At 58.2% G+C, this 18,946-nt stretch carries 17 protein-coding genes; all 17 read right to left on the bottom strand.

The window, feature by feature from the left end:
* Window positions 1-9: 9 nt before the first annotated feature.
* Entirely contained in the window at window positions 10-1,506 is a 1,497-nt protein-coding gene (locus ACR0JX_RS18705) for a mannitol dehydrogenase family protein (protein WP_480545317.1), read from the bottom strand.
* A complete protein-coding gene (locus ACR0JX_RS18700) occupies window positions 1,506-2,279 on the bottom strand; it encodes an L-iditol 2-dehydrogenase (RefSeq protein WP_480545275.1) in 774 nt (257 codons plus the stop codon). The genes ACR0JX_RS18705 and ACR0JX_RS18700 overlap by 1 nt, the downstream gene beginning before the upstream one ends.
* On the bottom strand, window positions 2,276-3,280 hold the full coding sequence (locus ACR0JX_RS18695; protein WP_480545274.1) for an ABC transporter ATP-binding protein: 1,005 nt from the start codon (window positions 3,278-3,280) through the stop codon (window positions 2,276-2,278). The genes ACR0JX_RS18700 and ACR0JX_RS18695 overlap by 4 nt, the downstream gene beginning before the upstream one ends.
* A 12-nt stretch (window positions 3,281-3,292) precedes the next feature.
* The gene (locus ACR0JX_RS18690) at window positions 3,293-4,123 is read right to left on the bottom strand and encodes a carbohydrate ABC transporter permease (protein WP_170568548.1); all 831 of its coding nucleotides are present in this window, start codon (window positions 4,121-4,123) and stop codon (window positions 3,293-3,295) included.
* A 12-nt stretch (window positions 4,124-4,135) separates the two neighbouring features.
* A complete protein-coding gene (locus tag ACR0JX_RS18685) occupies window positions 4,136-5,002 on the bottom strand; it encodes a carbohydrate ABC transporter permease (RefSeq protein WP_480545273.1) in 867 nt (288 codons plus the stop codon).
* Window positions 5,003-5,109: 107 nt separating this feature from the next.
* Window positions 5,110-6,414 (bottom strand): ABC transporter substrate-binding protein, encoded by a 1,305-nt coding sequence (locus ACR0JX_RS18680; protein ID WP_480545272.1) that lies wholly within the window; start codon window positions 6,412-6,414, stop codon window positions 5,110-5,112.
* A gap of 95 nt (window positions 6,415-6,509) precedes the next feature.
* Window positions 6,510-7,535 (bottom strand): LacI family DNA-binding transcriptional regulator, encoded by a 1,026-nt coding sequence (locus ACR0JX_RS18675; RefSeq protein WP_480545271.1) that lies wholly within the window; start codon window positions 7,533-7,535, stop codon window positions 6,510-6,512.
* Between the two features lie 142 nt (window positions 7,536-7,677).
* A complete protein-coding gene (locus ACR0JX_RS18670) occupies window positions 7,678-8,130 on the bottom strand; it encodes an SRPBCC family protein (protein WP_480545270.1) in 453 nt (150 codons plus the stop codon).
* A gap of 107 nt (window positions 8,131-8,237) precedes the next feature.
* Window positions 8,238-9,050 carry an XdhC family protein gene (locus ACR0JX_RS18665; RefSeq protein ID WP_480545269.1) on the bottom strand — a complete coding sequence of 271 codons (813 nt, stop codon included), beginning with the start codon at window positions 9,048-9,050 and terminating at the stop codon, window positions 8,238-8,240.
* Between the two features lie 11 nt (window positions 9,051-9,061).
* Window positions 9,062-10,252 carry a vWA domain-containing protein gene (locus ACR0JX_RS18660; protein ID WP_480545316.1) on the bottom strand — a complete coding sequence of 397 codons (1,191 nt, stop codon included), beginning with the start codon at window positions 10,250-10,252 and terminating at the stop codon, window positions 9,062-9,064.
* Window positions 10,252-11,118: an AAA family ATPase gene (locus tag ACR0JX_RS18655; protein ID WP_480545268.1), complete on the bottom strand. Its 867-nt coding sequence runs from the start codon at window positions 11,116-11,118 to the stop codon at window positions 10,252-10,254. The genes ACR0JX_RS18660 and ACR0JX_RS18655 overlap by 1 nt, the downstream gene beginning before the upstream one ends.
* 100 nt (window positions 11,119-11,218) lie before the next feature.
* Entirely contained in the window at window positions 11,219-13,636 is a 2,418-nt protein-coding gene (locus tag ACR0JX_RS18650; protein WP_480545267.1) for an aerobic carbon-monoxide dehydrogenase large subunit, read from the bottom strand.
* The gene (locus ACR0JX_RS18645) at window positions 13,633-14,127 is read right to left on the bottom strand and encodes a (2Fe-2S)-binding protein (RefSeq protein WP_480545266.1); all 495 of its coding nucleotides are present in this window, start codon (window positions 14,125-14,127) and stop codon (window positions 13,633-13,635) included. Before ACR0JX_RS18645 ends, ACR0JX_RS18650 begins: the two co-directional genes overlap by 4 nt.
* 12 nt (window positions 14,128-14,139) lie before the next feature.
* A complete protein-coding gene (locus ACR0JX_RS18640) occupies window positions 14,140-14,973 on the bottom strand; it encodes an FAD binding domain-containing protein (RefSeq protein ID WP_480545265.1) in 834 nt (277 codons plus the stop codon).
* Between the two features lie 139 nt (window positions 14,974-15,112).
* Window positions 15,113-16,210 (bottom strand): MHYT domain-containing protein, encoded by a 1,098-nt coding sequence (locus ACR0JX_RS18635; protein WP_480545264.1) that lies wholly within the window; start codon window positions 16,208-16,210, stop codon window positions 15,113-15,115.
* An 82-nt stretch (window positions 16,211-16,292) separates the two neighbouring features.
* Window positions 16,293-17,786, bottom strand: coding sequence for a heme biosynthesis HemY N-terminal domain-containing protein (locus ACR0JX_RS18630; protein ID WP_480545263.1), 1,494 nt, complete (start codon window positions 17,784-17,786; stop codon window positions 16,293-16,295).
* Between the two features lie 10 nt (window positions 17,787-17,796).
* Window positions 17,797-18,946, bottom strand: a 1,150-nt coding sequence (locus tag ACR0JX_RS18625) for a COG4223 family protein (RefSeq protein WP_480545262.1), incomplete at its 5' end; no start/stop codon positions are given.

Here is an 18,946-nt window from a genome sequence, read left to right as displayed (position 1 = left end):
CGCGGGGTCTTACGACCTGACATATCTGGCAATTGCGGCACGGCTCCCCTCTTGCCAGATACAATCCAGCCAATCGACGAAAGCTTGGGCAAACCGTTGGTCCTGCCCCACCTCACCATAGAGGTTAGCCACACCCAGCCATTGTGCGGGATTTGCCCGAGCCACGCGGGCGGCGGCCTGCAAATCCGGCCAAATGGGGTCATTGGGCGCAATCGTGGTCCCATCCTCGCGCGCGCCAGCGCACATGCGGCACCAGAAGGCTTCGGCCAAGGCCAACCCCGACAAGGACGCGCCCGAGGATATCGCATCGCGAAGCGATGGAAACAGAAACCCCGGATGCCGGGCTGATCCATCAAAGGCCACACGACGTGTGGAATCACGGATCGTCGGGTTCAGGAACCTGCGCTCAACCTGCTTTAGATACGCATCTGGGCTGGTCTCGGGCACGCCTTTGATATGAGGCAGTATCTCTTCGGTCTGGACCTTGTGAAAAAAGGCCGAGAGGTCTGCATCCTGCAGGCAGTCCGAAATCGTAGGCAGGTTCAGAACCTCACCCGCGTTGGCCAAGATCTGGTGACCGCCATTGAGAATGCGCAGCTTCAACGCCTCATAGGCATGCACATCTTTGGTGATCGCCACCTCAAGCGTTTCCAAAGGTGGACGCCCGGCGCAGAAATCATCCTCGATCACCCATTGGCGGAAGTTCTCGTGCGAAACCGGGGCGGCGTCCGTGATGCCCAGCGCCTGACACTGGCTGCGAAGGTCATCCGACGTGGCAGGTACGATGCAATCCACCATCGAGTTTGGAAAAGCCCCGGTCTGGTCGATCCACTCCGCAAGATCGCGATCGGACAGGCGCGCCAGCCCGACCACACAGTCACGCAGGATCGCACCATTGCCTTGCAGGTTATCGCAGCTGAGCGCCGTGAAGGGCGCATGCCCGGCAGCGCGCCGACGCTTCAGCGCGGCAACAAGTGCACCGAAAACGCTGCGCGGCTGTTCCGGGTTCTGCGCATCATGGCGAACATCATCATGTTCCGTATCGAACACACCCGTTTTGGCGTCCAGATAGTATCCGCCTTCGGTAATGGTAAGCGACACGATGCGGATGGCAGGGTCTGACATTCGTTCGATCAGCGGCCCGTTACCCGGCTCAATCGGCACATAGTCGATCATCGGGCCAATCACTTCTGCGGACAAGGCCGCCGGATCAAGCTCAACCAGTGTTGTCAGGCAATCCTGCTGAATCAGCTTTGCCCGCAACTCTGCATCATAACTGCGCACACCCGCGCCGATGATGGCCCAGTCCAACGCCAGACCTTGCTGCATCAGCCGGTGGATATACCACGCCTGATGCGCGCGGTGAAAATTGCCAAGACCAATATGGACAATACCGGGCGTTAGGTCCTCGCGCCGGTAACGGGGCGTTTTAACATCTGCAGGAAGCTGGGACAGATTGTCCAACCGCAGCTTCACTGGTGTATGAGTACGCGCCAATGGATCCATCAGCTCATCCAATTTCCGCCATCCACGTTGTAGGTCTGTGCGACGACATAGTCCGCTTCATCTGAGGCCAGAAACACCGCCATCCCGGTCAGGTCCTCGGCGCACCCCATACGGCCATGGGGAACTGCAGCGGCGACCTCGCGCTTCTTCTGTCCCGGTGGCTTGCCCTCGTGCTTTGCGAAGAATGCATCGACGCCGTCCCAATGCTCGCCATCCACCACACCCGGCGCGATCGCGTTCACATTGATGCCATGTTGGATCAGGTTCAGCCCGGCGGATTGGGTCAACGAGATAACGGCCGCCTTGCTGGCGCAATAAACCGCGACCAAGGGCTCTCCGCGTCGCCCGGCCTGCGACGCCATGTTGATAATGCGGCCTTTGATCCCCTGTTCGATCATGTGCCGCGCGACAGCCTGAAGGGTGAACAAAGTGCCTGAGACATTAATATCAAAGACGCGCTGGTAGTCTGCGCGCTCGATCTCGACAATCGGAGCGGCGGTGAAGATCGCGGCGTTGTTGATGAGGATATCTATCCGACCAAAACCATCCAACGTTTGCGCGATAGAAGCATCAATGCTGTGTTGGCTGGTGACATCCATCTCAACCGCAATCGCGGCTTCGCCGATCTCCTGTGCGGCCATTTGCGCGCGGGCGATATCGATATCAGCCAATGCCACGCGCGCGCCTTCCGCGATATAGGCCTTGGCAAAAGCCAGCCCAATCCCGCGCGCCGCGCCTGTGATCAGCGCCGTTTTGCCCGCCAAGCGTTTCATTCGATCCGCAATCCTTTGGCGTCAAATCGATGAATGACATCCGAGCGCGGGGTCAGGTGAATACGATCCCCGTGCCGGAACCCGACCTCGCCATCTGCGCGGACGGTGATCGTTTCGGCCAGCCCGGTTTCGTGGATATGGAAGAACGTGTCCGATCCAAGATGTTCGGATACGCCCACAACACCAGACCATGTACCGCCGCTCTCGGACACAGTGATATGCTCGGGCCGGATACCAATCGTCTGCGCATCATGTTTTGCGGCCTCTTCGCCTTCGATAAAGTTCATCTTTGGCGAGCCGATGAAGCCTGCCACAAACAAGTTTCGCGGGGTACGATAGAGCTCCAGAGGCGAGCCCACCTGTTCGATCACACCGGCCTGAAGGACAACGATCTTGTCTGCCATGGTCATGGCTTCGACCTGATCGTGGGTCACGTAGATCATGGTGGTCGCCAGACGTTCGTGCAGCTCACTGATCTCTAGCCGCATGCCAACTCGCAGTGCCGCGTCAAGGTTCGATAGAGGTTCGTCGAACAAGAACGCCGCCGGCTCGCGCACGATAGCGCGCCCAATGGCAACACGCTGGCGTTGTCCGCCGGAGAGCTGTCCGGGACGGCGGTCCAGATAATCGGTCAGGTTCAGGACGCTGGCGGCGCCTTCGACGCGCTTGTCGATCTCGGCCTGATCCAACTTGGCCATACGCAACGGGAACGCGATGTTCTTGCGCACTGTCATATGCGGATACAGCGCATAGGACTGGAACACCATCGCCAGCCCTCGCTTCGCGGGCGGTACATCGGTGGCATCCGCGCCGTCGATGTCGATGGAGCCCGAGGTGATATCTTCCAGGCCTGCGATCAGCCGCAGCAGGGTGGATTTACCACAGCCCGAGGGGCCGACGAAGACGGTGAACTCGCCATCTTCGATGGTCAGGTCCAGCGGTGGAATGACCTCAACGTCGCCGAAGCTTTTGGTCACGGACTTGAGTTGAATACGTCCCATTTGTCGTGTTCCTTATTTCACAGCGCCGAAGGTCAGGCCGCGGACAAGTTGTTTCTGGCTGAACCAGCCAAGGATCAGGATTGGCGCAATCGCCATGGTCGAGGCCGCGCTGAGCTTTGCAAAGAACAGGCCTTCGGGGCTGGAATAGCTGGCGATGAAGGCTGTTAGCGGAGCCGCGTCGACGGCGGTCAGGTTGAGGGTCCAGAACGCCTCGTTCCACGCCAGGATGAAGTTCAGCAAAACGGTCGAGGCGATGCCGGGAATGGCCATAGGGGTGAGGACATAGAGGATTTCCTCTTTCAACGTCGCCCCGTCCATCCGCGCGGCCTCCAGGATCTCACCGGGAATTTCGCGGAAATAGGTGTAGAGCATCCAGACAATGATAGGCAGGTTGATCAGCATCAGGACGACGACCAGCCCTCCGCGCGTGTCCAGCAGACCCAGCCGGATGAACAACAGGTAGATCGGGTAGAGAACACCGACGGCAGGCAACATCTTGGTGGACAGCATCCATAGCAGAATGTCCTTGGTGCGCTTGGATGGAACGAAAGCCATCGCCCAAGCCGCAGGTACGGCAATGATCACGCCCAGAATGGTCGAACCACCGGCTATGATGACCGAGTTCCACAGGAACCGCATATAGTCCGACCGTTCTTGCACGACGGCGTAGTTTTCCAAGGTCCAGTTGAAGTTTAGGAACAGCGGCGGGCTGGCGATCGCCTGCGCCTCGGTCTTGAAGCTGGTCAGGATGGTCCAGAGGATCGGGAAAAAGATCAGCAAACCAACGGCCCAGGCGAGGGCGGTGTTCAACGATTTGCGGCGGGTTGTGACAGCGCGGGCCATGATCTTACCTCCTCACGCGTCCAGGTTCTTGCCGACGATGCGCATCAGGAAGATCGCAACGATATTGGCTAAGATGATTGCGTAGACACCTCCGGCGGATCCGAGGCCAACGTTTTGGCTTTCCAGCACACGTTGGAAGATCAGGTAGGTGAGTGTTCGGGTGCCGAATGCGCCGCCGGTGGTCACGAAGATCTCGGCGAAGATCGACAAAAGGAAGATCGTCTGGATCAGGATCACGATGGTGATCGCGCGGCTCAGATGCGGCAGGACGATGTGATAGAACCGTTTCAGGACTGGCGCTCCGTCCATTTCGGCCGCCTCCAACTGTTCGCTGTCCAGAGACTGGATCGCAGTCAACAGGATCAGCGTTGCAAAGGGCAGCCATTGCCACGAGACGATCATGATGATCGAGGTCATTGAGGCTTCGGATAGCCACGAGATCGGCTCAGCCCCGAAGAAGCGCCACAGATGCGCCAGCAGGCCGTTGACCGGATCCATGAACATGTTCTTCCAGACCAGGGCGGACACGGTAGGCATAACGAAGAAGGGCGCGATCACGAGGATGCGGACAACACCTTGGCCCCACATCGGTTGGTCCAGAAGCATCGCCAGAAGGATGCCTAGGACAACGGTGATGATCAGAACTCCTCCGACGATCATCAGCGTTGCTTGAACCGCGGGCCAGAATGAGCTGGATGATACGAACCGGACGTAGTTGTCGAAGCCGACCCAGCCCAGATCACCACCGCGCAGGGGCAGATATTTCTTGAAGGAAAAATACAGGGTCATCGTCAAGGGCACGAGCATCCAGCCAAGCAGCAGGACCACTGCGGGTGCCATCATCAGCCGGGCAACGGATCGGGAGTGTTGGGTCGCCATGATGCAAGACCTCTCTGTTCAGGCATGGGGCTAGCCTGCGAGAAAAACACAAATTGCGAAAGAGGGGAGCGGGGGACAGATTGCCTGTCCCCCACGGGAGGGAAGCCTTAGTAACCTGCGGCTTCCATTTCTTCGGCTGTGAAGGCCTGCGCTTTGGCAAGCGCCTCGTCCACCGATTGTTGTCCGGCGTATACCGCCGAGAATTCCTGGCTGACTTGCGTGGCGATGCCCGCGAACTCAGGAATGGCGACAAACTGAATGCCGGTATAAGGCGTCGGCTGGGCGCAGCAGTTCTGCGGATCAGCGGCAAGGATCGACTTTAGCGTCATCTGCGCAAAAGGGATGTCCTTGTAGTTGTCGTTTTCATACAATGAGGTCCGCGCACCCGGAGGCACATTGGCCCAGCCTTCGTTCTCGGCCACCAGCTCAATGTAGCCCTTCGAGGTCGCCCATTCGATGAACTGCTTTGCGGCATCCTCTTGCTGCGTACCGGCAGGGATGGCGAGCGCCCAGGCCCAGAGCCAGTTGGCGCGCTTGTCCACGCCTTCCGCATTTGGTGCCAGCGCAAAGCCGACCTTATCCGCCACAGTTGAATCGTTGGGGTTGGTCACAAATGACGCTGCAACTGTCGCGTCGATCCACATGCCGCACTTGCCTTGCTGGAACAGCGACAGGTTTTCGTTGAACCCGTTGGTCGCATAACCCGCTGGGCCTGATTCATTCATCATATCGACAAAGAAAGTCAGCGCTTCTTTCCATTCAGGCTGATCGAACTGGGGTTTCCAGTCCTCATCAAACCAGCGTGCGCCGAACGAGTTTGCGGTCACGGTGATGAAAGCTCCGCCTTCACCCCAACCGGCCTTACCGCGCAGGCAGATGCCGTTGATGTCGTTGTCACGATCCGTCATGGCTGCTGCCGCTTCGCGGATGAACTGCCATGTGGGCCCCTCGGGCATTTCCAATCCGGCCTTTTCCATCAGGTCGGTGCGGTACATGATCATCGAGCTTTCGCCGTAAAACGGCGCCGCATAGAGCGTACCGTCATTGCTCAGGCCACCGGCCATCGCGGGAAGCAGGTCCCCAACATCATAGTCAGCGGACATTCCGTCCAGCGGCACCAACCAACCATTGGCACCCCAGATCGGGGTTTCGTACATGCCGATGGTCATGATGTCGAACTGACCGCCCTTAGTGGTGATATCGGTAGTCACGCGCTGACGCAGCACGTTTTCTTCCAGCGTCACCCATTCCACATCAATGCCGGTCGCTTCGGTGAAATTGTCGGTGTAGCCCTGCATCCGGATCATGTCGCCGTTATTGACGGTGGCGATCGTTATGGTTTGTGCATGGGCCGCTGCCGTAGCGACGAATGTCAGTGCAGTCGCCGCACGAAGTGCGTTCTTCAGATACATCCCTGTCCTCCCTGAGCTTGGATGTCGTGTAGAGAGGGTAGTTCCAAAATTGTCGCGGCGTCAATAAAAACTTTACGCGCGTTAAGTTTATTGACTCACGCAGATTCTCTTAGCACCAGCCGCGCAGGGAACAAAGTTTCGGTCCTCTTGCCAGAATTTTCCGCATTTTCAATAAGTTCAAACAAGGCCTCGACGCTGCGCGCAGCCACGTTGTCATAGTCATGTGCAGCAGTTGTCAGGGACGGACAGGTAAACTTGGCAAAGGGATGATCGTCATTTGATGCAACGCGAAGCGCGCAATCCGGACGCCGCCCCACGCGAATCCCCTGCTCGTAACACGCCGCCAGAAAGCCAATGGCAAGGCGGTCATTGCTGCACAGGACTGAGTCCGTGCGCAGCAGACCTTGATCCAAAACCTTCAAAGCCCCCTGATGGCCGATCTCTTCGAAAGCCCAGCCTTCACCATCGATCTTGATGACATGGGGCTCGAACCCCAAACGATCCATTACCTCGATATAGGCCTTGCGGCGTTTGTTGGCATTGGGGTTTGCGGGCGTCCGCATCTCAAAGAATGACGGCGGCTCACCTGTCCGAGTCATGTATTCGACCGTCTGAGAGACAAAGCTGAAATTGTCCGAACCAATAAATGCAGCACCCAAACCTTCGAGGTTGCTGTCAAACAGCACAGTCGGAACATTGGCGCAGAACTTTTCGATCTGAGACCGATCCGATGCGCGCCCCAAGGGGGCCAGCAGCACGCCCGCCGGCTTCAGCGACCGCAAACTGTCGAGAATCTCATTCTCCAATTTCTGTTCGCCATGCGAGCTGAACAAGGACGGTCGATACCCCGCAGCGATACAGCTTTGTTCCAGATACCTCGCGATCTCGGCAAAAAACGGATCAGCGAGATAAGGCACCACGATGCCGATATTCTTGGTCAGCTTACGGTTCTGGTTAACCGCATAGATGTTGGGACGATAATCAAACTGCTCCAGCGCTTCTTCGATCCGTGCCCGCGTCGAGGGCCGAACGCTCTCGGGGTCGTGGAAGTATTTCGAAACCGTCGGCCTTGAGATACCGCTCAGCGCCGCGAATTCTTCCATGTTCTTGATTTTCGTCATGCCTACCGCTTGCGGACCCTTGCTGCCTGTATCTTGTCACAGCTTTTCATTTTCTTTACGCGCGGTAAAAAATCAATAGCGGCGCGTGCCGCTATTTCTGTCCTGTTGGCTGAACGGTGTTGAGTGCTGTTTGTTGCTCGCGTCAGGAAGCCCCCTGCTCGGACACGATCTCACCAAACCGTGTGAAGAATTTTCCTGACAGTTTCTTGGCTGTTCCGGCGATCAAACGGCTGCCCAGCTGTGCGATTTTGCCGCCGATATCCACCTTCGCGGTATAGGCAAGCACTGTCTCATCTCCGTCCTGGGTCAGGGTCACGTCGGCCCCGCCCTTGGCAAATCCAGCAGCCCCGCCTTTGCCTTCGCCAGTTAGCGAAAATCCATCCGGCGCCTTGGCCGTATCCAGCGTTACCTGACCCGCAAACTTGGCTTTGACCGGGCCAATCTTCAGAACCACCTTAGCTTCAAGCTCCTCGGGTGCGGTTTGCGTCAACTCTTCACAGCCAGGGATACATTCCCGCAAAATCTCCGGATTGTTCAGGGCCTTGTACACCACGTCACGCGGGGCCGAGATGCGGATTTCGTCGCTCAATTCCATTCAGATCTTTCCTCTTTCAGCAGCATCTCGGGAACACGATCAGCGCCAGCTCTTCTTTTTCCTTCAGGCTAAGATCAGGGCGCTTCGGCCACGTCGCGCGGCACAGCTTAAGCAAGCCTTTCATCATGCGAAACCTCCTGTGCGGTATCACTGTTCCGCCAAAGCACGATCTCAGCCAGGATCGACAGAGCGATCTCGTGCGGGTCAATTGCATGAATATCCAACCCTGCTGGGGATTTAAGGCGCGCGGCGCGCATCGGATCCAACCCATCGGCGATCAGTTTCGCCAACAGCGTATCAGCCTTGCGGCGGCTGGCGACCATCGACACACGATCGGCAGAACTATTCAGCGCCGCCCGAAGTGCAGCACCATCATTGCGACCTTGAGAGGCGACGACCACAAAGTCGCGCCCCTCAACCCCCAAATCTTCGACCTGATCGAGTGAAAACCGGTCATAGTCGTCCGAGGCAACAGCCCCATCCTCAAGATAAATACGCAGCCCTGCCAATGCGCCATGGGCGGCCAAGGCCGAAGCAATGGGCGAGTCACCGAAGATCACCAATCGCGGGGCCTGTTGGTAGGGTTCGACCAAAAGATCAACGGTGCCGCCAGATGGGCACCCGCTTTTGAAGGTCTGCACATCATCAGGGTCCGTCATGCTCACCACCTTTTCCGAAGGTTTCACGCGGATCATCTGCGGTACACCGCTCGCCAGCGCTTTTTGCGCTGAGGTGCGAACAGCCCGCTGTACACAGGCACCACCCAGATGGCCCAAAATCTCTCCATCGCGATTGATCACAGCCTTGCCCCCCGCCTTGGCCGAGGTCGCATCCGCCGTTCGCAGAACTGTCGCTACGCAGAAAGGCTGACCGCTCTGTCGCAACTGATCAATTCTGTCAAAGAAGTCGAGATTCGCCATATTAGAGCCTTTCAAAGCTTCCGGAACTCGGGTTCAAGTGCCGCCAATGCGTCGAGCGTATTGGCGGGTAGATGCGCATCCAGATGGGGTTCTGCCGCCTGCATGGCAGTCGCGATAGGCTGATAGTCTTTCCATCCTTTGAGAGGGTTCAGCCAAACAATGCGCCGCGCTTTGCGTCGGATACGTGCAAGGGCATGGCCCAGCGCCTCGGGATCTCGGCTGCAATAGCCATCCGACAGGATCAGCACGATCGTCCGCCCATTCAGGGCGCGCGCGCCATACCCGTTCAGAAAGGTTTCAAGACTTCCCGAGATATCGGTGCCACCACCAAATCCCTCGGCCATAAGCGACAACCGCCCAGCGGCCCGCAGCGTGTCATGATCCCGCAACGCGTCGGTGACCCGCATCAGCCGTGTGTGAAACAGATACGCGTCGGCTTCAGTCCCGCTGCCGATTAGGCCTTTTAGAAAGGCAAGGAACACGCGAGAGTACACGGTCATCGAACCGCTCACATCACACAACGCAACGATCCGCATCGGGCGCGGTGGCCGGGCGCGGCGATACAGGTCCAATGGCTCTCCACCCCGCGCAAGGCTTGCCCGCTGAATACGTCGCATGTCTAGCGCAGGTCCTCTCAGCGCCTGTTTTCGCCTGCGAGATCGTCGATCCCGTATGGCACGCGCAAGCCTCAAAGCAGCTGTTTCCGCCTGTTTTAGGCTCTCTTCATCCATCAACTCACGCAGATCTCGGCGGGATAGGTTTGTCGTCTGGGTCGCAATCAGCTGCCCATCGATCCCCTCAGCCTCACCCGCGCCCGTTTCCGGTACAGCAGCTTCTGTATCCGCTTCATCCTGAGGCTCTTCTGCCCCTGTGTTTTGACTTTGCCAGATCATTGGCTTCGCCGATTGTACCCTGACATGTGTGGTTTTGGACGAACCCGAGCGCTGTTTGCCGGCGTTGAACCAGTAGGCGTCAAACAGGTCGTCGAACCGAAGCCAATCTTCTGCATCTCCCGCCAAAAGTGCGCACAAAGCCTGACGTGCTTGTTCGGAATCAGTTGCCTCAACTGCGGACAAAGCCGCCATCGCATCACCAGTTTCCCGCGGCCCCACATGAAGGCCGTTCATACGCAGATGTGCAATGAAGCCCGACATACGGTCTGCAAACCCTGCGGCGCGCGAGGGGAACCGCGTGACTTGCATCACGCCACCTTCCCAATCAGCCGATCCATCACTTCGGGTGGGGCAGCATCATAGTCAGCAGCTGTCTTGAGCAAACACACTAATGTTGCCTGCACCTCATCCCGGGATTTCGCCAGATCATTGACCCCAAGACCGGACAAGGCCGCCGCCCAATCCAGCATCTCGGCAATACCTGGTGTTTTTTCCAGTTCTTCTTTGCGCAACGCTTGCACGACCCCAATGATCTGCCGTGCCAGGATCCCTTCGATCTCTGGCATTCGTGCGCGCAGGATCGCCATTTCAGTTTCCTTCGACGGGTAGCTGAGGAAACTGTACAAACACCGTCTTCGCAACGCGTCAGACAAGTCTCGCGTTCCGTTGGCCGTCAAGATCACGGTTGGCCGTGATCGGGCTGTAATGGTCCCTAACTCCGGAATCGTGATCTGAAAATCCGACAGTATCTCCAGCAGATACGCCTCAAACTCCTCGTCCGCCCGATCAATCTCATCAATCAACAAGACCGGCGGCGTTTCTTCAGATATAGCCTCTAACAAGGGTCTTTTTAGCAGGTATGCATCCGAAAACAGCTCTGCCTCACCCACCCCACCTTTTGCTTCACTCGCTCGGATAGCTAAAAGTTGACGCTGATAGTTCCACTCATAGATGGCGTGGCTCGCATCCAACCCTTCATAGCATTGCAAGCGGATCAAACGCGCCGCACGCCACGCAGCCATTGCCTTAGCCACCTCGGTCTTCCCGACGCCAGCAGGACCTTCCAGCAACAAAGGCCGTCCCAAGGCTAGCGCCAGATGCAGCGCCATCGCCAACCGATCATCGGCGACGTAGCCCTGCGCGGCCAACCCGTTCTGCACATCCACTAAAGTCAAAACCAGGATCCATTCTTCATCTGGCTAAAAATATCCCGGGGGTCCAAGGGGGCAGAGCCCCCTTGCCTCGGTCGGATCGGTCAAGCCGATCCGAACCCAATCACCCGTGCATCCCCAACCCGTTGGCAATCTTCCAGATCCGCCAATGGTCATGTGGCATATGGCTCTGGACAAGGCCAAAAGGCCGGAAGGCATCATGAACCGCGTTCGAAAACGCGGGTACACCGCCAACATTCGGGCTTTCTCCCACACCCTTTGCACCAATGGGATGGTGCGGAGAGGGCGTGACAGTATGATCGGTCGTATAGTTCGGTGTCTCCCACGCGGTCGGCAGGAAAAAGTCCATTAACGTACCGGTCTTCACATTACCCATCTCATCATAGGCAATTTCCTGCCCCATCGCGATGGCCAGCGCTTCGGTCACACCACCATGAACCTGCCCCTCGATGATCATCGGGTTGATCCGGGTGCCGCAATCATCCAGCGCATAGAACTGTCTGACATCCCATTCGCCGGTATCCACGTCGATCTCCATGACACAGATATAGGCCCCGAACGGATAGGTCATGTTCGGCGGATCATAGTAGCTGACCGCTTCCAAACCGGGCTCCAGACCGGGGATGGCCTGGTTATAGGCGGCAAAGGCGATTTCCTTCATCGTCTTGAACCGCTCAGGCGCGCCTTTGACAGAGAACCGGTCCACGTCCCATTCGACGTCGTCGTCATGCACCTCCAGCAGGTAAGCCGCGATCATCTGCGCCTTTGCTCGGATTTTGCGCGCGGCCATTGCCGTTGCAGCCCCGGCCACAGGTGTCGATCGAGACCCATAGGTCCCGAGACCATAAGGAGCCGTATCGGTATCACCCTCCTCCAGCGTGATGTCGTCGGCGGGCAGGCCAATCTCACTGGCGATGATCTGGGCAAAGGTCGTGGCATGGCCCTGACCCTGTGAGATCGTCCCTAACCGCGCGATGGCCGAACCCGTAGGGTGGATGCGGATTTCGCAGCTATCGAACATGCCAAGCCCGAGGATGTCACAGTTCTTCACCGGGCCAGCGCCAACGATCTCAGTAAAGTGCGTCAGGCCAATACCCAGCAGTTTGCGGGTCTTGCCAGCTTTGAAATCCTCGATCCGCTGCGCCTGCTCGGCGCGTAAACCGTCATAGTCCACGGCCTTCAGCGCCTTGTCCCAAGCGGTGTGATAATCACCCGAGTCATACTCCCAGCCCAGCGCGGACTGATACGGGAATTGATCGGCCTTGATGAAGTTGATCCGACGCAGTTCAGCCGCGTCCATGTTCAGCTTGATGGCCAGAACCTCGATCATGCGTTCGATGAAATACGCCGCCTCGGTCACACGGAACGAACAGCGATAGGCCACCCCGCCCGGAGCCTTATTTGTATAGACCCCATCCACAGCCAGATAGGCAGTCGGGATGTCATAGGACCCGGTGCAGATATTCATGAACCCAGCCGGGAATTTAGTCGGGTCCGCACAGGCGTCAAAGCCACCATGATCCGCCGTCGTATGACACCATAGGCCGGTGATTTTACCGTCTTTAGTGGCGGCGATCTTGCCCTGCATCCAGTAGTCGCGGGCAAACGCGGTGGACATAAGGTTTTCCATCCGGTTTTCGACCCATTTTACCGGCTGACCGGTAACGATCGAGGCCACTACCGAGCAGACATAGCCGGCATAGGCGCCCACCTTGTTGCCAAATCCACCACCAATATCGGGGCTGATCACCCGGATGTTGTGCTCAGCCAGACCAGAAATCAGCGATACGACAGTGCGGATCGCGTGCGGAGCCTGGAAGGTACCGTATAGCGTCAACTTGCCGGTCACTTTGTCCATTGAGGCAACACAACCGCAGGTCTCCAGCGGACAAGGGTGGGTGCGGTGGTAGTAAACCATCTCTTCGGCGACCACATCGGCCTCACCAAGAACGGCCTCAGTCGCGTCTTTGTCGCCCTGTTCCCAAGTGAAGATGTGGTTGTGGTGCTTGCGCGGCCCATGGGCACCCTCGGTCTGACCCTCCAGGTCTTCACGTAGGACTACATCTGATTTCAGCGCCTCGAACGGGTCGGTCAGGACAGGCAGCTCTTCGTACTCAACCTCGACCAGCTCTGCCGCATCTGCTGCGATATACCGATTTTCAGCAACGACATAGGCAACCTCCTGGCCCTGGAACAGCACTTTGCCATCTGCCAGAACCATCTGCTTGTCACCCGCCAGTGTCGGCATCCAATGCAGGCCCAAAGGCGCGAGATCTTCGGCGGTCAACACGGCAACAACACCAGGCACGGCCAGTGCGGCCTCTTTGTTCACACTGACTACGCGGGCGTGAGCATAGGGCGAGCGGACGAATGCGCCGAACAGCATCCCGTCCAGCTTGATGTCATCGACATAGTTGCCCTTGCCTTGAGTAAAGCGCACATCCTCGACGCGCTTACGGGCGCAGCCCATGCCTTTGAGGTTGGCGGCGCGTTCTTCGGGGGTCAGGGTCTGGTCGTTCATTCCGCAGCCTCCTTCTGTGCATTGAGCAAATCAGCCGAGGCCGAGATCGCCTTGACGATGTTCTGATAGCCGGTGCAGCGGCAGAGGTTACCGGCCATGCCAAAACGGATATCCTCTTCGGTCGGGTTCGGGTTTTCCTGCAGTAACCTATGCGCACGGGTGATCATGCCCGGCGTGCAGAAACCGCATTGCAGCCCGTGATGTTCGCGGAACATCTCCTGCAATACGCCTAGGCTGCCATCGTCATTGGTGAGGCCTTCGACGGTGGTGACATCGGCCCCGTTCACTTGCGCTACAAAGGTAGTGCAGGATTTGACGGATTTGCCATCGATATCCACGGTGCAGGCCCCGCAATGGCTGGTTTCGCAACCGATATGAGGGCCGGTGATTTTCAAATCTTCCCGCAAGAAGTGGATCAGCAGCGTGCGCGGCTCGGCCAGTCCTTCGACCTCTTTGCCGTTCACAGTGAGTTTTACGTGCATTTTCGACATGGTTTCCTCCCTTCAACCCGCGCGATTCTGCGCACGGTCGATGGCGCGGCGCAGCATCACGGCGGCCACATGTTTCTTGAATTCGACGGGGCCGCGGTTGTCGGCCACCGGGTCGATCGCATCGAGCATTGCCGTAACGCAGCCATTTACATCGCCATCGGCCAACGCATTGCTTGCGCTTTCTGACCAGATGGGCGTATCGGCCAGATTGGTCATTGCGACCGAGGCTGTGCCATTGCCAACCATCACCGCTGCAGCCGCAGTCGCATAATCGCCGATCTTGCGCTTTTGCTTCTCGTAGGCCTGACCGACACCCGCACCCGGCACGGGAATGGAGATGCGGGTCAGAATTTCCTCATCTTCGCGCGCTGTGAAATAGGCCGCCTCGTAAAATTCACGCGCAGCGACGTCGCGCGCTCCGTCGGGACCCGATAGATGAAAGGTCGCGTTAAGGCATTGCATCAGACCCGGCATGTCATTGCCCGGATCGCCATTGGCCACATTGCCGCCAACAGTGCCCATGTAACGCACTTGCGGATCAGCGATCTGCAACGCCGCTTCGCGGATCAAAGGGATCGCCGAGGCCAGGCCCTCATGCGTGATCAGCTCATGCTGTGTGACCATGGCACCCAAAGCCACGGTATCGGACCCGACCTCGATACCCTTCAGCTCATCAATCGCCTGAAGGTCAATCAGATGGCCCATTTCGGCCATACGCAGCTTCATCATCGGGATCAGGCTGTGCCCGCCCGCGATCACGCGCGCCTCGTCTCCATGTTCTTGCAGAATGCCAATGGCCGAGGCGATATCGCCTGGCCGGTGATACTCAAAACCGGCTGGTATCATGTTTTCCTCCCTGGGTCCGAGCGGTATGCCTTGGGGGACCTGAGGAAAGAAAAGAGGACCCGGCGCTATCGCCGCCAGTGGCGTGAAACAGGGCGCGCCGGATGTTTCACGAATTGCGAATAAGCTGCACGAGTTGCGATCATAGGCCCAGCGCGTCACGGATTGCCGTTAGTCGAGATCGACTGACCGGAACCTTTGGCAAGGCATCAACACCCTCGAAATAGCAGGTGCCATTGTCCTTGTGCCGTTCAAAACTCGACACATGTTTCGGGTTCACCAGATAGCTGCGATGCGCCCGCAAGAACCCGTCGGGTTTCAGGCGCGTTTCAGCCTCGGTAATTGACCAGGGACAGAAGAGTTTCTCGCCCCCCATGTAAAGCACCGTATAATGCCCTTCGGCCCGGATTGCTGCCACGCTGCCGGCGTCTGTAAAGAAGGTCTGTCCTTCGCGCTCGAACGGAACGCCTGCGCGCAACGCCATTGGCTGAGGTTCAGGCGCGGGGTCTGGCATCGGAGTTACATCAGCGGGCTGAGGCCCGATAAAGGTGATTCCGGTCAACAGGAAAGCCCCACAAATCAGGAAAACCGAGACGGTCACGCCCATCGCCAGCACCTGATTGTTCAGCGCAGGCCCTGCTCCGCCTGTATTGTCGCTGGCAACAAAATCGGTCAGACCAGTGGCCACGAAATGCATCGTGAAGACGGCGAGACCAAAACACACAGTGCCCAGCAAAATGTTGCGCTGGGTACGGTTGTCATAGGCCACCCAGATCGCGAGCACCGACAGAACCACCGAAGCCACGGTCGAAATCGCAATGTCCCAGAAGGTATAGACGGGGCGGCATAGCTCCATCCCGGCCATGCCGACATAATGCATCACCACAATGCCAAGGCCGACGATCACACCTGCCGTCACCATAGTCTGCATCGTGCGAGGTCGGAAATGCAGTAGCAGCAACGCAAGTCCCACCATCAGGATCGCCACAAGGGCTGAGATCAATGTGATCAACGCGTCATAATAAAACAGGATCGGCAGTTGCAGGCCCAGCATCGCAACAAAATGCATCGACCAAATACCGCCGCCCAAAATAACCGCGGCCAGCGCGACCACGAATTTGCGCTTTTGATCATCCAGTTTCGATGCGCCATGCGTCAGGTACAGCCCGGTAAACCCGGCCATCAACGCCACAGCCAGTGACGCAGCCACCAGCCAGGGGTTATGCGAATAGTCCAACATTCAGATTTGGGTGCCCTCCCCGACACGAGGGCGACGTTAGCAAACGGAATTGGCTGGGACAATCATCTGCCCACCAGGAGTGTCAGGCCTGTTTCTCGACCTTCTCGTCGACCGTTTCGACATCCAATTCGATCACATCCGCTGTTTCTGCTTCGCCAGCGTCGGTCTCGTCCTCGGTCTCGGTCTCGGAGTTGTCTTCCAGCGCGCCGACGATCAACGGCAACATGTGAACACCGGTTGCACTGGTGATCTCGGGTGTTTGCGGAACCTTCCAACTGAGCGTGTCAAAGCTGCCGCAATTATCGCAGACCGGGGTCCACTCCGCCTGAATATGCTGGCAATTGTCGCAGACCCATTGCGGCCCGCGCGGCGCAGTCAGGGCTTTTGCAAGCCAGCCCTGTACCACGGAGTCCGACGCACCTTCGCCCCGTTCAATCGCCGCCATCAAAGTGTAGCCACGCGCATCCGCCTGCTGTTTAACCACGTCCCCCAGCGCGCGGCGCGCTTCGGGGAAGTCTTCGGCAACGATGTTCAACTCGGCCAGGATCAGGCGGGTTTCAGGATGTTCAGGATGAATGCGGGTCAATGCCGCAAAGCGTTTGATCCGGTCCGGAGCAGACTCATCCGGCGCAATCTCGGCAAAGGCGTGAGCCAGATCCGGATGCGGCTGAGCCTCCCAGGCTTTTTTGATGATCTTCGTCGCGGCGCGGGGTTTACCCTTTTCGATATAGGCCCGCGCGGCCATCGCGGCAGCAGGAACCAGATCGGGCGACATACGGTTGGCCTCAATCGCGCGCTCTTGCTGATCCAAGCTGGCGTCCTCGTTCAGAATATCCTTGGCTTCGGATAGGGCCAGAACCGCATCGCGCCGTTTGAACACATCGCGCGGCAGATACCCGGCCTTGAGCTTTGAGTTCAAAGTGGACCGCGCACCAGCCCAATCCTGGGCCTTGGTCTGAAGGTTCAACAATACGTCCTGCGTTTCCTCGTGGCGCGGTTTGATCGCCAGGGCTTTCTCAGCCAGCTTCCGCGCGGTGTCCTGATCCCCTTCGGCCAGCTTCTGCTTCATGATGCCCCGCACGCCAACAAACCGGGTCGCTCTGTTGGTCACCAGTTTCTTGTAGGTCTCGGACGCTTTCTTGGTGTCGCCGGTCATTTCAGCCGCTTGGGCAACCAGCAGGTTGGTCAGCTCCGGCTTGTTCAGCAATCTCTCGGCCTTGTTCGCCTTGGTCATCGCCACGCGCCCCTCGCCCGAAGCCAACGCCATCAGACCGTCAGACAGCGCCTGATAGCCGCGCTGTTCGCGGCTGCGGTCGAAATAACGCGACAAGGCGGTTTCATCGCCGTTGAGGAATTTCAGTGTCGCAATCAGAAGGCTGAGCAGTTTGAAGAACAGCCACACCGCAAAAACCAGCACGCCCAGCGCGATGACCGATTGCAGCGGGCCCAGCGTATATTCAGTTCCCGCGACGGTGATCTGCACGCCTCCGCTGGTCTGCATCAAGAACTGGGCACCTAGGGCTAACAGTCCGATAATCGCAACGAATACAAGGATTTTAAACAATGACCACAGCATGGCAGGTCCCTCAGTTCGAATTCAGGCTGGACGCGAGCGTATTCGCGGCCTCTACGGCAGAGACCCGCGTCTGTGCCGCCTGCTCCCACTCGGCCACTGCGGTCTGCGCCGCTTCGGGCAGTGATTTCAATTCCGTCAACGCCCCGTTCAGATCGCCCGAGGCCAGGGCGGCTTGCGCACGCGACAGAATGGCATCCGGGTCGTCCCCATCCTGAGGCGTCACCGACCGCGCACCGGTCTGGCGCTGCAGGAAGGCGACGAAGCCTGTGCCTTTATCCGCGCCCCGGGCATCGGCCAACGCTGTTCGCGCAACCGGATCAAAAGACGCCCGCAATGACGAAAGTGTTTCAACACCGCTTTCTGCCGGGCCAGCCAAGGCATCCGGAATATCCACACCACCTGCTTTCAGTTCAGTCACAAGGTCTTGATACGGCTCGCCCGCCTGCATCTGACCACGCAGGCGCGACAGGATCGCGGCATTGGTCGCCGCGCGCGCCTCAGCCGAGGCTTTGGCCTCAAGCGCTTGCGCATCTGCAACCATCTTTTCAACCTCAGCCCGCTGCGCTGCCAATGAGTCTTGCAGTTTTGACAGTTCCGCCTCAAACGCAGCCGTTGCTTCGGGCGAGGCGTTTGAGGTGACCGGGTTCGCTTCGAGCGTATTCAACCGATCCGATAACGGTCCGACTTGTGCACTCAGCGCTTCAACGCTGGATTTCACTGCGCCCAAGTCGGTTTCGACCGGGCTTAGCTTGTCAGACAAGGCTTTGATTTGATCCGTAAGACCCGAGGTTTCAGACGTCTGGGCAAGTTTCGCAATCTGATCGGATTGATCTGCCAATTTGGCCTCCAACGCTGCAATAGCCTGGGCAGGGTCGGCGTCGCCCGACGGGATCAGGTCGGCACGTCCCGCGATAAAGCCGATTGCTGCGGCGACGATGCCTCCGATCAGTGCGGGCACAAACCCGCCCCGCTTTTCAACAACGCGTTCGTCAGTTTTTTCCGGCGCCGGATGTGTTTCCTCCACCGGCGCTTCGGCTTCGGCTTCGGCTTCGGCATCGGCATCGGCATCGGCATCGGCATCGGCATCGGCATCGGCATCGGCATCGGCATCGGCATCGGCATCGGCATCGGCATCGGCATCGGCATCGGCATCGGCATCG

The organism is Ruegeria sp. AH7, from assembly GCF_056541325.1.
This window is presented reverse-complemented; position numbering and strand designations above follow the sequence as displayed.

What these genes read in the sequence shown, in the direction of transcription:
- ACR0JX_RS18675 (WP_480545271.1), bottom strand. Translation starts at nt 7,535, where the DNA reads ATGACGAAAATCAAGAACATGGAAGAATTCGCGGCGCTGAGCGGTATC.
- ACR0JX_RS18660 (WP_480545316.1), bottom strand. Translation starts at nt 10,252, where the DNA reads ATGCAAGTCACGCGGTTCCCCTCGCGCGCCGCAGGGTTTGCAGACCGT.
- ACR0JX_RS18680 (WP_480545272.1), bottom strand. Translation starts at nt 6,414, where the DNA reads ATGTATCTGAAGAACGCACTTCGTGCGGCGACTGCACTGACATTCGTC.
- ACR0JX_RS18690 (WP_170568548.1), bottom strand. Translation starts at nt 4,123, where the DNA reads ATGGCCCGCGCTGTCACAACCCGCCGCAAATCGTTGAACACCGCCCTC.
- ACR0JX_RS18645 (WP_480545266.1), bottom strand. Translation starts at nt 14,127, where the DNA reads ATGTCGAAAATGCACGTAAAACTCACTGTGAACGGCAAAGAGGTCGAA.
- ACR0JX_RS18670 (WP_480545270.1), bottom strand. Translation starts at nt 8,130, where the DNA reads ATGGAATTGAGCGACGAAATCCGCATCTCGGCCCCGCGTGACGTGGTG.
- ACR0JX_RS18640 (WP_480545265.1), bottom strand. Translation starts at nt 14,973, where the DNA reads ATGATACCAGCCGGTTTTGAGTATCACCGGCCAGGCGATATCGCCTCG.
- ACR0JX_RS18665 (WP_480545269.1), bottom strand. Translation starts at nt 9,050, where the DNA reads ATGGCGAATCTCGACTTCTTTGACAGAATTGATCAGTTGCGACAGAGC.
- ACR0JX_RS18635 (WP_480545264.1), bottom strand. Translation starts at nt 16,210, where the DNA reads ATGTTGGACTATTCGCATAACCCCTGGCTGGTGGCTGCGTCACTGGCT.
- ACR0JX_RS18650 (WP_480545267.1), bottom strand. Translation starts at nt 13,636, where the DNA reads ATGAACGACCAGACCCTGACCCCCGAAGAACGCGCCGCCAACCTCAAA.
- ACR0JX_RS18705 (WP_480545317.1), bottom strand. Translation starts at nt 1,506, where the DNA reads ATGGATCCATTGGCGCGTACTCATACACCAGTGAAGCTGCGGTTGGAC.
- ACR0JX_RS18685 (WP_480545273.1), bottom strand. Translation starts at nt 5,002, where the DNA reads ATGGCGACCCAACACTCCCGATCCGTTGCCCGGCTGATGATGGCACCC.
- ACR0JX_RS18630 (WP_480545263.1), bottom strand. Translation starts at nt 17,786, where the DNA reads ATGCTGTGGTCATTGTTTAAAATCCTTGTATTCGTTGCGATTATCGGA.
- ACR0JX_RS18700 (WP_480545275.1), bottom strand. Translation starts at nt 2,279, where the DNA reads ATGAAACGCTTGGCGGGCAAAACGGCGCTGATCACAGGCGCGGCGCGC.
- ACR0JX_RS18695 (WP_480545274.1), bottom strand. Translation starts at nt 3,280, where the DNA reads ATGGGACGTATTCAACTCAAGTCCGTGACCAAAAGCTTCGGCGACGTT.